The 12,210-nt window shown below is 44.1% G+C and carries 11 protein-coding genes; 5 read left to right on the top strand and 6 right to left on the bottom strand.

Annotation, left to right across the window (positions count from 1 at the left end):
- Positions 1–106 precede the first annotated feature (106 nt).
- From GTQ48_RS07735 to nudE, 3 genes are all read right to left on the bottom strand, one after another.
- Positions 107–688: a YceI family protein gene (locus GTQ48_RS07735; RefSeq protein WP_163106048.1), complete on the bottom strand. Its 582-nt coding sequence runs from the start codon at positions 686–688 to the stop codon at positions 107–109.
- Between the two features lie 154 nt (positions 689–842).
- Positions 843–1,688, bottom strand: a complete 846-nt coding sequence (cysQ, locus tag GTQ48_RS07730) for a 3'(2'),5'-bisphosphate nucleotidase CysQ (protein WP_163106047.1) — start codon at positions 1,686–1,688, stop codon at positions 843–845.
- Between the two features lie 3 nt (positions 1,689–1,691).
- Positions 1,692–2,255 (bottom strand): ADP compounds hydrolase NudE, encoded by a 564-nt coding sequence (nudE, locus tag GTQ48_RS07725; RefSeq protein ID WP_163106046.1) that lies wholly within the window; start codon positions 2,253–2,255, stop codon positions 1,692–1,694.
- Positions 2,256–2,331: 76 nt separating this feature from the next.
- On the opposite strand from nudE, the gene yrfG reads away from it, so the two are divergent.
- The 5 genes from yrfG to GTQ48_RS07700 all read left to right on the top strand — a co-directional run bounded on the left by yrfG (position 2,332) and on the right by GTQ48_RS07700 (position 8,149).
- On the top strand, positions 2,332–3,030 hold the full coding sequence (gene yrfG / locus GTQ48_RS07720; RefSeq protein WP_032095322.1) for a GMP/IMP nucleotidase: 699 nt from the start codon (positions 2,332–2,334) through the stop codon (positions 3,028–3,030).
- Positions 3,031–3,032: 2 nt separating this feature from the next.
- Entirely contained in the window at positions 3,033–3,578 is a 546-nt protein-coding gene (gene yjjX / locus GTQ48_RS07715) for an inosine/xanthosine triphosphatase (RefSeq protein WP_032095323.1), read from the top strand.
- 346 nt (positions 3,579–3,924) lie between these two features.
- Entirely contained in the window at positions 3,925–5,304 is a 1,380-nt protein-coding gene (locus tag GTQ48_RS07710; protein ID WP_163106045.1) for an NAD-dependent succinate-semialdehyde dehydrogenase, read from the top strand.
- A gap of 224 nt (positions 5,305–5,528) precedes the next feature.
- Positions 5,529–6,209, top strand: coding sequence for a transglutaminase-like cysteine peptidase (locus GTQ48_RS07705; protein WP_239060040.1), 681 nt, complete (start codon positions 5,529–5,531; stop codon positions 6,207–6,209).
- A gap of 5 nt (positions 6,210–6,214) precedes the next feature.
- Positions 6,215–8,149 carry a bifunctional diguanylate cyclase/phosphodiesterase gene (locus GTQ48_RS07700; protein WP_163106044.1) on the top strand — a complete coding sequence of 645 codons (1,935 nt, stop codon included), beginning with the start codon at positions 6,215–6,217 and terminating at the stop codon, positions 8,147–8,149.
- On the opposite strand, the gene GTQ48_RS07695 is transcribed toward GTQ48_RS07700, so the two are convergent.
- Genes GTQ48_RS07695 through GTQ48_RS07685 form a run of 3 tightly spaced genes read right to left on the bottom strand, consistent with a single transcriptional unit; the run spans position 8,124 to position 12,184 of the window.
- Complete coding sequence (locus tag GTQ48_RS07695; RefSeq protein ID WP_163106043.1) at positions 8,124–8,720, bottom strand: helix-turn-helix transcriptional regulator; 597 nt, start codon at positions 8,718–8,720, stop codon at positions 8,124–8,126. The two genes, GTQ48_RS07700 and GTQ48_RS07695, sit on opposite strands and share 26 nt — an antisense overlap.
- Entirely contained in the window at positions 8,721–10,088 is a 1,368-nt protein-coding gene (locus GTQ48_RS07690) for an HlyD family type I secretion periplasmic adaptor subunit (protein WP_163106042.1), read from the bottom strand.
- On the bottom strand, positions 10,085–12,184 hold the full coding sequence (locus GTQ48_RS07685) for a type I secretion system permease/ATPase (protein WP_163106177.1): 2,100 nt from the start codon (positions 12,182–12,184) through the stop codon (positions 10,085–10,087). Before GTQ48_RS07685 ends, GTQ48_RS07690 begins: the two co-directional genes overlap by 4 nt.
- Between the last annotated feature and the right edge of the window lie 26 nt (positions 12,185–12,210).

Genomic DNA, 12,210 nt, shown 5'->3' with positions numbered 1-12,210 from the left:
AAACGTTGATTCCCCTAATGGGTTCTAAAGAGCGCTAGCTCTACAAAGAAGCCGCTTTTCTAAGCGGCTTCTTTTATTTGTGCTGTGAGCTTTCAGTCTATGGGAGCTAGCGGTTTAGCGTCACTGAAAACGTAACCGGTACCGTGGTGGTTATGCTCTTCAAACCAGCAATTTTTTGCAGTGCAGCAACGCCCTGAGCTAGTCCAAACGACTCAGCTTTAATGAGCGTAGGTGCGTTGGTTGAAACAGTCAGCGTATCAGCATCAACTTGGCTAACAGTTACTGCAAATGCAGTAGGTACTGCCTTACCGTGCAGCGTTAGTATGCCGTCTACTTTGCCGTTCATCACTTCACCCGCTTTTAGCTGCATCATGGGTTTGGTTAAGGTTGCTTCAAAGTTTGCTGTTGCGAACTCACTCACGTTAAACAGCATTTCTTGCATGCGTTTGTTGCGAATGTCTATTGCCGTATTAACCGATGAAAGGTCTACCTCAACGTTAAGCTTACCCTTGTCTGATAAAGTGCCTTTAAAGCTATCGAATTGATGCACTTCAGTGACTTGCGCGTTTTTAGTGGATATGAAATGTAATGCGCTAGTATCTTTGTTAATTGTCCAATCTGCAGACGCGTTAAACGAGAGTCCACATGCCAGTAAAGCGGTTGATAATGTGCGAACGTACTTTGCCATCGTTTGATTACTCCTGTTGATGCATTAATTTCGTTTGGCATTGAATACATGAAAAAGCCAACGAAACCTATTGGGTAGCAATACGGCTAAATTGCACGGTCTACTGTGGGTAAACCGTGAGGATATTTATGCAATATTCAAAAACTCATACGTCTTATTTTGTGTATGGGTTTTCAAAGTCATCATACTTCACAATGTCCTGCCATGGCACGCGTTGATCGCCCATTACCACAAAATCTGGGTTCTCTAGCGAATGTCGCTTGTTATACGTCAGCGGTTCAAAGTTTGCCGTGGTAATACTGCCTCCAGCTTCAGATACAATGCACTGAGAAGCGCCTGTATCCCATTCGCCAGTAATACCAATGCGCATAAATACATCTGCTTTACCTTCAGCGATAAAGCACGCTTTCAGCGAGCAGCTTCCAAGAGGCAGCATGTTGTATATACGTTTAGCACACATTCGGTTGAGCACTTTTTCACGGGACTGACGTCGGCTAATTGCAATCATAACAACGCTACTTTTAGGGTCGGTCAACTTGCGTACCGATATAGGCTTATCGCCTTCTGGGGTAGACTTAAATGCCCCTTTACCCTTTTGCGCGTAATAAATTGATTGCCCTGGGGGCCAAAAAATAACGCCAATAGTGGGTTCGTTGTTTTCAATTAATGCAATGTTCACGGCAAAATCACCGCTGCGAGCAATAAATTCTTGCGTCCCGTCTATGGGATCAATAAGCCAGTAGCGAGTCCAGTGTTTTCGCTCGTCTAAACTCGCGTGCTTATTTTCTTCAGAAAGAATAGGAATGTCTGGGGTCGCTTCTGACAATCGTTTATTAATGATGTCGTTCGCAAGGTAGTCGGCACTGGTTACCGGTGAGTCATCGTCTTTTTGATACGCGTCAAAGTCGCGATTTTCATATACTTCTAAGACTGCTTTGCCGGCTTCTATTGCAACTTCTTTTGCCAATTCTAGTAGGTCGGGGTGGGCATCGTCGGGCATAGTTTATTGTTCCTTTAACCACTTCTGAGCTAAAAATAGAGCAGCAATACAACGGGCTTCAACAAAATCTTCTCGTGCAAGTAAAGCATCTGACTCAGCAATCGGCCACTTTATTACCTCTAAAGGTTCTGGCTCGTCGCCTTCAAGTGTTTTCGGATAAAGATCTCGTGCCATCACAATTGTCATGCTGGCATTAAAGAAGGTAGGCGCCATGCTGACTTGATGTAGCTCGGTAAGCTCCCTTGCTGCAAAACCTGCTTCCTCTTGAAGCTCTCTGTTCGCGGCTTCAAGGGCAGTTTCACCAGGGTCAATAAGGCCTTTTGGAAAACCGAGTTGGTAGGAATGAGTGCCGGCCGCATACTCTCTGATAAGTACCATGGTATCGGCATCTAGCATCGGGACAATCATGACGGCACCGCGATTTCCGCCAGCCATACGCTCAAATTGACGGGTTTCACCGTTAGAAAATTCTAAATCTAAACTTTCTACCCGGAAGAGATTGCTTTGTGCCACAATCTTACGAGAATGAATTTGTGGTAATGCTTTATTTGGGTCAATTTTTCGCATGTCTCTCGCTACATCTTTGTTATCATGTTCATTGAATTGCTCATATTCTAGCTTACTTCATTATAAGGAAAATCGCTTGCCCTTTCTGCCCTGGAATGAAATAGACACCGTACTGCTTGATATGGACGGTACACTACTGGATTTACATTACGATAATCAGTTCTGGTTGTATCACCTTCCCAAACGATTAGCTGAAATTCGCGGTATTTCAGAAGCGCAAAGCCAAGCCGAAATGAAAAAGCGCTACGACAGCGTTTTTGGTCAAATTCAATGGTATTGCCTTGATTATTGGGCTGAGTCTCTATCCCTAGATTTAGATTCTGAGTTTATGCCGCTAAAACGCGAGCTGTCTCACTTGCTCTCTATTCGCGAAGACACGGTCCCATTTTTAAACGCACTGCACACTTCTGGTCGCCAAGTGGTACTTGTGACTAATGCCCATCCGAATAGCTTGGCCTTAAAGTTAGAGCATACCCAGTTAGACGAGCATATAGATAATCTCATCTCCACTCATGAGTTTGGGGTAACGAAAGAATCCCAATTGCTATGGCAACGTTTACAGGAGCGGGTTCAGTTTACTAATGAGCGAACGCTGTTTGTCGATGATTCTTTGCCTATACTGAACGCGGCTAAAACGTTTGGTATTAAACATTTACTGGCGGTGGACAATCCTGACCGCACCTTGCCAGACAGAAATATAACCGAGTTTCCCGCGGTGCGTGACTATCGTTTGATGGTTGATGACATTGTCAATAACCCGGTTACAAGGAGCTAGGCATGATTCCTGACACCATTTACGTAGGGTCTAAAAACCCGGTAAAGATCAACGCCGCGCTTAATACCTTATCTGACACGTTAGAGCATGATTTTGATGCCGAGGGTATATCGGTAGAAAGTGGCGTAGCTGAGCAGCCTATGTCTGAAGCAGAAACCCGTGAGGGTGCTATTAACAGAGTGAAAGCCATGCTGAGCCTGCATGAAGGTGGCTTTCCAGATTCATGGTATGTCGCCATAGAGGGCGGTGTGGATGTGTTTGAAGATGGCCCCGCAACCTTTGCGTATGTGGCTATTTACCACGAAGGGCATTGGTCGGTTACGCGAAGTGCAAGTTTGCCCCTTCCTGTCGCGGTGTTTCAAGCACTACAGCGCGGGGAAGAGCTCGGCCCGGTAATGGATGCCTTGTTTGATACTGTAAATGTAAAGCAAAAAGGCGGTGCCATTGGTCTGCTTACGCTGAATCACGCTACTCGCCAAAGTGTTTATGAAGTGGCGCTTACGCTGGCAATGGCAAAATTTCACTTTCCTGACCTCTACACCGATTAGCCTTAGTCGTTTCTTTTTCCTCTACGTACAAAAAAACGTGTGCACCCCTAATTTTCACTTTGCTGTAAAAGGCCTTTGCGAAAATACAGCGCAAAGGACAATACGCTAAGGTAACTCAAAGTCAGTTCTCACCTTTTTTATGCTCAATCGTAAGCGTTTTCACATCAATTTTCTGAAATCTTTACCATTACTCGTAATCTTTTCCCAATACCCACTATTATCGCCATATAAGTTTGTGCGTTAGTTATGTTTTTAAGTTGTTGAATTTAATTGCTTATATTTATTTCATACTTGTTGGCGTTGTAGTTGCACTACCTAGTGCATCAACAGAACAAGGAGTTTGACAATGAGCGAGACAATTAAGACGTATAACCCGACAACTGGTGAGCAACTTGATCATTATCAATTGATATCAGCGGAAGATGCCGAGCAAGCGGTAACGCGCTCTCACGAAGCCTATCTGAATTGGAAGAAAACTTCCTTTGGAGCTCGGGCCGAAATTTTTAATAACTTAGCGGACTTGATGGAAGAGCGCATCGATGATCTTGCTAACTTAATGACCCTCGAAATGGGTAAAGTGGCAGAGCAGGGCAAACAGGAAGTCCAGCTTTGTGCGGAGATTTGTCGATATACCGCCGAACATGGCGCATCATTTTTAGAAGATGAAGCGCGTGTATATGAGGGCGGCAAAGCCATTATTACCTATCAACCCACTGGCGTTATCTTAGGCATTCAGCCTTGGAACTTCCCGCTATATCAAGTGATACGTTATAGCGCATCGAATATCATGGCCGGTAACACAACCGTGCTTAAACATGCGCAAAACGTGTTTGGTATGGCACAAGCTATTCAGCAGCTTTACGAAGACGCAGGCTTTCCAAAAAATGTGTATCAATCGCTAATGATTGACGGTAGCACGGCAAGTGGTCTTATCAAACACAAGCACGTTCGTGGTGTGACCTTTACCGGAAGTGACAGCGTTGGTAAGCAGGTGGCTAAAGAAGCGGCCGGCGAATCGAAAAAGACAGTTATGGAATTAGGCAGTAATGACGCCTTCATTGTATTGGCTGATGCTGATATCGACAATGCAGTAGAGATGTGCATTAAAGGCCGAGTGATTAATAACGGCGAAACCTGCGTTGCAGCCAAACGTTTTGTCATTTCAGATAGTGTATACGATGAATTTAGAGATAAATTTGTTTCACAGTGTAAAAAGCTAACGGTAGGTGACCCTTCGAAAGAAGGGACGGATTTAGGGCCCATGGCTCGTGAAGACTTACGTGACGAACTACATGACCAAGTAAAAGAATCAGTAAATGCAGGTGCAACCATATCACTAGGTGGCGAAGTGCCTGATGGAGCTGGCTACTTTTACCCAGTGACGGTATTAGAAAACGTGTCGCCTGGTATGCCAGCTTACGATGACGAATTGTTTGGCCCCGTAGCCTCACTCATTCGTGCTCGTGACGATAAGCAGGCCATGGAAATTGCGAACGATTCACGCTATGGACTTGGCGGCGGTATTTTTAGTACCGATACAGACAACGCCATTGCACTTGCTAAAAATGAGTTTGATACCGGTATGGTAAATATCAACGGTTATTCACTCGCTCAGCCTAACCTACCCTTCGGTGGTGTAAAAGACAGCGGTTATGGTCGAGAGCACGGCGGTTATGGTATTCGCGAGTTTGTGAATATCAAAACGATAATGGTTGCGAGTAACTAGCGTGTATCGATTATGCAGTGACTGATTAATTTGTTTTTTATAAATTAAAGCATCCCAAAAGGCAGAGTGGTCACTTCACATCTCTGCCTTTTTTTTGCGTATGGCGCTAGGCAGCATATATTGGTTTCTGACTAGACTCATGCTATATCTATATACTATTAAAAGTAGTACTAGGCGACCCAGCTTGTTTAAAATGAATGCTGTATTTTGAAAAGCGAATACGTATGAAGTTTACTAGACTCGCGCTGTTTTGCTCGCTTGTTGCTGCACTGCTAGTCGCAGCTCAGCAAATGACGGGCCGCCTGAGTATCGAGTTTCTGACACTTGAGACTGAAGTCAAAAGTAAATTTGGGGAAGAGCGAGCTTCTGTCGTCAATGAGTTAGCCGAAACGCTAGCATCGCTAAGAAATGAAAGCGACGAAAAGAAGCTTATTGGCGTCAATGCATTTTTCGATAAGCATATTGACTATGCGCTTGACGCTGAAGTGTTCAATGAAAAAGACTACTGGGCTACTCCCTCAGAGCTTTTGGGGCATTCCAGAGGCGATTGTGAGGATTTTGCAATTGCTAAATACGTTGCTCTGCTACACTTAGGCGTAGCGAGTGAAAAGTTGCGACTTATTTATGTGAAAGCTAGGATTGGACGAAGCCGAATTACTCAAGCACATATGGTTCTAGGCTACTACGATATGCCATCTTCCGACCCGTTGGTGTTAGACAGTCTTGTCTCAAATGTACTACCGGGGTCTCAACGGACAGACCTTATTCCCGTTTTTAGTTTTAATGATTCTGGAATTTGGCAGCCTGGGCAGGTGAACCAAGCGTCAAACTCGATCAGTCGTTTATCAAAGTGGCGAAATGTAATCGAGCGAATGAAGCAAGAAGGCATTAGTAGGAGGTCTTAAAGTGTATGTCGATTATCAAAGAGTTGTGGCTAGCAATCGTTGTGGTTTTGGTCGTAGCAATCATTGGTAGTGTTAGTATCTATGGTGTGACAACCAAACATTATGTTGAAGAGCAGCTTTACGCTAAAAACATAGACAATGCGACTATGCTTGCGTTGACATTGAGTAAGTTAGAAAAAGACCCCGTAACTCTCGATTTATTCATTATGTCGCAGTTTGATATTGGTCACTATTCAGCGATCACACTAAAAGATGCTAACGGCGCTGTCATATCTGACCATCATCAGTCTTTTCAACTTAACCAAAACTCACCTCGTTGGTTCGCAAAGTATTTTTCCCCTGATGTCGCCCCCGGTGTTGCGCAAGTAAGCAATGGCTGGAGTCAGTATGGAACTATTTATGTCGAAGCTGACACCGGTTTTATCGTTGCCTCAATGTGGCGTGCAGCCTATCGATTAGTGGTTGGACTTCTGTTAATTGCTGTTGTTGCCGGTATCATTGGTGGATGGTTTCTTCGCAAGATTTTACGTCCGCTTGATGATGTTGTGGATCAAGCGGAGGCGTTTCAAGATATGCGATTTATTAAATCGAAGGTGCCTAGAACGCTTGAACTCAAACGTGTCGTAAACGCTATGAATTTTTTGGCACAAAAGTCTAAAAAGGTGATGGAAGAGGAAAATAGCCGGCTAGATTTAATGCGTCATAAAACTCAGTTCGACGATGAGAGTGGTCTGGCGAATAGAGACTATTTCATCCTTATGCTTAAGGGACAGATAGCGTTCAGAGACACTCAAGGCATAAATTGTATTTTTCTTATTCGGTTTACGACAGAACAGGGCTTTTTACGGATACCTGCCCCAGAAAGAAAAAAGCGACTGAGAGATCTGGTCAGTGCGATTAATAGCGCTCTACAGCTTAACCACCAGAGTTTTACCGACAGCCGTATTGCGAGACTTCAAAAGAACGAGTTTGTAGTGTTATTAACTGAAACTCATAACGCGAGTGTCATTGCTTATGCCCTTCATAATGTTTGCACCGAGGTATTTTGTCATGCAAACGACCCTGAAATATTTGAGTCTGTGGTAAAGATTCGCCCTGGCGATAGTGTTTCAAGTGTGTTGATGCGGGCAGATACTATGCTAAACGAAGCACAATCTTCAGATGCTGCAATTCCTTCCATTGAAGGTGAACTTTTGCACAACGAGTCGACTGAAAAAGAAAATGCATGGACAGAGGTGCTGAACTCGGCAATAACTCATTCAAAGGTTGAGACATTTAATTACCCAGTTTTAGACAGTAGACGACGAGTCATTCACTATCAAAGCTGGGCTGGTGTCGAAATAAATGGAGAGCTGCGCCAGAGTGGATACTACACTCATTGGGCTCGATATCTTGGCCTACTTCCACAGCTTGAGTTAACGACAATTAGTTATTTGATTAAATACATTAACGCTATTGAAACCCAGTCGAAATTCGCTTTTTTGTGTTCAGAGCAGTTCTTATTAGATAATGAAATTTTAGCGCAGCTGTATTATCAGCTGAATAACAGCCAAAACGCGGCGAGGCAGCTGTGTTTTGAGGTAAGAGAGTCTACTGCTAACCGTTTCCCCGAAGCGTTCAAACAGTTTTGCAATACTTTAAAAGCAATAGGATGTGAAGTGGGATTAAAGCGCGTTGGTGAATCTTTTTCTCAGCTCATTAACATCCAAGAATTGGGGTTAGACTACGTAAAAATCGACTCTGGCTTTATGGCTGATATAGACAGCAACCTCGCTAATCATTCTTTTTTACGGGGGTTTTGCTCATTAGCACACACATTTGGTATTAAAGTGTATGCAGATGGAGTGAAACGGTCAGATCATGATGAGCTGTTTTCAGAGCTGGGCATCGATGGAATAGTGTCTCACATAGAAGTTATAGAACATCTTTTAGATGACTGAATTCACCTAAGTGAAGCAGCAGATTAATTCTGTCTTTAGCGCGAAACTTGTTCAGCAGCGTACCGACATATTCTTTTACGGTACGCTCAGTGATACCGAGTACTCTCGCTATTTCTTTATTGCTAAGCCCATCTAGGATACAGCCTAATACATCTCTTTCTCTATTCGTAAGGCTTTTGAGTGTAGGTAGAACTCGCTTCGCTTGGAGGTTTGTAGCAATGTTTGATGTCGTGACAGACAGTAACTCGTTAGGTAGCCACATGCCTCCGGCTTCTATAACGCGAGCAACCGATGCAAGTAAGGATTCAGTGCCAAGGGCGTGACAATATGCTCTAGCCCCTAGCATGAGCGCTGCCTGCATTTCTACACGATCATAATTGAAGGTGAGTAAGACCGCATGCGACACTTTCTGCTTTGCTTCAATAAGCTGGCGCCGCCAATCATCGTTGGTGGCTACTATCCAGATGCTGTCACTTTCTTTACACTCAATACTGGTAACGGTACTGTATTTTGTCCATGAGTACTGAGTTAGCGCGCCTTGTAAATCTTTTTCCGCAATAAAATGTCTCATTTAACGCTCCCTCAGCGCAGAAGCTGTCACGTTGAACAATGGCGATAATATATAGTTGAGCACGGTTTTTTTCCCCGTCAATATATCTACCTGCACTATCATCCCTGGCAAAATGGCGAGGGATTCATCTGCTATGCTCCTTTTGGTTTCCAATCTTACTAAGTAGTAAGTTTCATCTTTATCATTAGTAATAGCATCGGCACTAATATGTTGTACTTCTGCTGCCATGCCACCATAAATAGTGAAATCGTAAGCACTGAACTTAAGAATAGCTGGCTGACCCTGTCGAATAAAAGCGATGTCTTTTGGCGAAACTTTGGCCTCTACAATAAGCTGATCATCTCGGGGTATAAGTTCAACTACGGCACTACCGGGGGTTATAACACCTCCGATTGTATTGATAAGTAACCGCTGAACCGTTCCGTTAATAGGTGATTTGATATCAGCTTGTGACACCACATCCTCTAAACTGGTCTGAGATTGCTGTAAAGTAGCCATTTCGCCGGTAGCATCGGTCAGTTCTTGATTCCAACGGTTTATCAATTTTAAACGACTTTCTTCTTTTCTTATGATTTCTTCTTCAATAGCATTAAGCCCGCGTTCAATGGCTACTTTAGACCTTGCAATATTGCCTTCAAGTTCTACCACCTCTCGATCTAACCTAAGAATTTCAATTTCGGAAACGGCTCCTGAAGCTAGCAGTGGTTTTGTGACGGATAACTCTTTCTTCGTTAAAGACAGTACATTTTGATATTGGGAAAGGTTTGCACGTTCTTCTTCCACATCTTGGCGTCGCTGCACAACGCGAGAGTCTGAGCCAGCCGCAACTTCATCAAGCTCCGCTAAATTCGAGTTGTACAACTTACGTTCGTTTTCGACAATGCTGGGTGCTGCATCTTGTAACTCTTCGTTAAACCTCAATGCTTTGTCCTGAGTGAGTGCAGATAGCCTTTGCACCTTTGCTGCCAACGCTGCAAATTGTGTGGTGTTCTCTTCAAGACTGGATAGAAATCGCGTCGGGTCAACCCTAAGCAGGACTTGCCCTTTTTTAACGGTTTGCCCCTCTGTCACTAAAATGTCTTGAACGATTCCGCCGTCGTACGATTGCAGCACCTGCAGCTGTTGAGATGGTATGACCTTACCGTCGCCTTTTGCAACCTCGTCGATTTCGGCAAAATATGACCAAACCACTAAGAGAAAAAGTACTATTGATACGAGGTACAGTAGCCCCTTAGCCTTTACTGGCGTTTGCATGATCCGTGACCACTCGGCTTCTAACACCCAATCTTGCCCAGGAGGTGGCGCAAGCCACCCGCGCATTAACCGTTGAAGCCAGTCTCTTTTCTCACCACTACTTTTTAAAATCATGGTGCCCTCTTACGTGTTTGACTTGGCTTTTTAAATTGCACAAGTACGTCTTCCTTTTTACCATCTGCAATGACTTTTCCGTTTTCAACCACAATCACCCGTTCTACAAGGTCAAGTAAGGTCGTACGATGAGTGTTTATAATGAGTGTTTTACCCTCGGTCGCGGCTTTTATGGTTTCTTTCATTTGCGCTTCGTTAGTCGAGTCCATCGCTGAGGTAGGTTCGTCCATAATGTATATAGCTGGATCGCGAACAAGGGCCCTTGCCATAGCGACCGCTTGTCGCTGACCGCCCGAGAGTAGAGAGCCTCGCTCGCCAACTATTTGCTCTACCCCATTCGCGCTACTATTGACCAATTTTGCTAAACCACATTGGCTTAATATTTCCCAGAAATCACTGTCATCCATGTTCAAGTTTTCTGGCATGATATTGTCTTTAAGCGTTCCATAAAAAAGGCTCAATTCTTGGGGAACATAACCAATCTGCTTGCGCAACAGCGTGGGATCGTATTGTTGTAAATCGATACCATCCATCAAGAGCTGCCCCGATTCAGGCCGATAAAAGCCCATAATAAGTTTATTGAGTGTAGATTTACCGCAGCCATTTTTTCCTAAAATGGCAACATGCTCTCCTTGTTTAATCGAGAAGTTGATGTCTTTAAGCGCGAGGACATTTTCATCGGGATATTTAAAGCAGAGTTGGTTTGCCTCTATATTTCCTCTCAGAACTACATTGCTCTTAATTTGTTTATTACTGCCTGACTCACTAGGCATTGCCATAATTTCATCAAGAGCATTTTTGGCAGTTTCTGCATGATGGAACTGGGCTAACAACGATGCGGCTTGCGAAACAGGCCCCATCGCTCGGCTAGATAGAAGATAAGCGGCAATCAAACTACCTTGCGTAATTACGCCTTCGATAATTAAATAGACGCCAGTTAAAATAATGACCACGCCTACCGACTGTTGAATCCAAAGTGCGGCGTTATTTACCGACATGGAAACTAAGCGAAGCTTTGCATTAACTTTGGCAAGAAATATGGTCTGTTTTTCCCACGCGCTCTGGTTTCGACTTTGATAACCAAATGCTTTTATGTCTTCTAACGATGTTACGCTCTCAGTAACAAGCGAGCTCTTACGAGAGCTTATTTCCATCGATTCTTCAGACAAAGAGCGCATGACTCGCTGCGCTTTCATTGCGTATAGAAATAATAGAGTAGCGCCAATAAGCATTGGGATAATCAAGTAGATATCGATCATTGCAATGATAACGACAAATAAAAGTCCGAAGGGTAGGTCCACTAAAGCAACCAGCGTTACCGAGCCAAAAAACTGCCTGATACTTTCAAAAGACTGCAAGCTATTGATAAACGCACCGCTCTTAACAGGTTTATTCGCTAAGTTTATCGAAAGCACTTTTTCCATAATTTTTGCGGAGAGTGTTACATCTAGTCGGCTCGCAGCTAGCTCCACAAAATACTGACGCAGCATACGCAGGAGGAAGTCGGCTGCTAATACCAGCAAAACGCCAATGGCCAATGCCCACAGGGTTTCCAACGCTGCGTTAGGCACAACCCTGTCGTACACGTTCATCACGAATAAAGGCAGGGCAATAGAAAGAAGGCTGATAAAAACCGACGCTAACAGCACGTCTCGGTATAGACCTTTCGCTGTCTTTATAGACGACCATAACCAGTGCCCTACCGACGATTTATCAATGTTTGCATTTGTGTCTTGCGCCCGCATTTCAGGGCGAGCAAATATAACGTAGCCAGTATAGTTAACGCTTAGCTCTTCCAGTGGCACTTCAACAACTGCATCATCCAGCTCAGGGTAAGACACCCTTGCATGGGTTCCAGATAAACCGTGTAACACACACGCTTGCTTTTCGTTTAACACTAAAACAGCGGGCAATAGAGCCGTGTTAATGTGATCAATATCACGCTTAACTGTCCGGCTAGCAAGCCCAGCTCTTTTAGCGGCCCGTTCAAACCCCGTAGGAGATAACTCACCGCTATCTAACGGTAGCCCACTAAGTAAGCTCACCGGCGATACACTTAAACAATGCGCACGACAGATTGTTATTAAGCAATCCATCAATACTCCGCCCTGCTGTTGTAAAT

The sequence above is a fragment of the Alteromonas genovensis genome (assembly GCF_010500895.1).
In the GTDB taxonomy this organism is placed as follows: domain Bacteria; phylum Pseudomonadota; class Gammaproteobacteria; order Enterobacterales; family Alteromonadaceae; genus Alteromonas; species Alteromonas genovensis.
The sequence above is the reverse complement of the archived record's forward strand: the minus strand, read 5'-3'. Positions and strand labels throughout refer to the sequence as shown.

Bases quoted from the DNA above. Each gene is read 5' to 3' on its own strand.
- GTQ48_RS07710 (WP_163106045.1), top strand. From the start codon at position 3,925: ATGAGCGAGACAATTAAGACGTATAACCCGACAACTGGTGAGCAACTT.
- GTQ48_RS07705 (WP_239060040.1), top strand. From the start codon at position 5,529: ATGAAGTTTACTAGACTCGCGCTGTTTTGCTCGCTTGTTGCTGCACTG.
- GTQ48_RS07690 (WP_163106042.1), bottom strand. From the start codon at position 10,088: ATGATTTTAAAAAGTAGTGGTGAGAAAAGAGACTGGCTTCAACGGTTA.
- GTQ48_RS07685 (WP_163106177.1), bottom strand. From the start codon at position 12,184: ATGGATTGCTTAATAACAATCTGTCGTGCGCATTGTTTAAGTGTATCG.
- yjjX (WP_032095323.1), top strand. From the start codon at position 3,033: ATGATTCCTGACACCATTTACGTAGGGTCTAAAAACCCGGTAAAGATC.
- GTQ48_RS07700 (WP_163106044.1), top strand. From the start codon at position 6,215: ATGTCGATTATCAAAGAGTTGTGGCTAGCAATCGTTGTGGTTTTGGTC.
- cysQ (WP_163106047.1), bottom strand. From the start codon at position 1,688: ATGCCCGACGATGCCCACCCCGACCTACTAGAATTGGCAAAAGAAGTT.
- nudE (WP_163106046.1), bottom strand. From the start codon at position 2,255: ATGCGAAAAATTGACCCAAATAAAGCATTACCACAAATTCATTCTCGT.
- GTQ48_RS07735 (WP_163106048.1), bottom strand. From the start codon at position 688: ATGGCAAAGTACGTTCGCACATTATCAACCGCTTTACTGGCATGTGGA.
- GTQ48_RS07695 (WP_163106043.1), bottom strand. From the start codon at position 8,720: ATGAGACATTTTATTGCGGAAAAAGATTTACAAGGCGCGCTAACTCAG.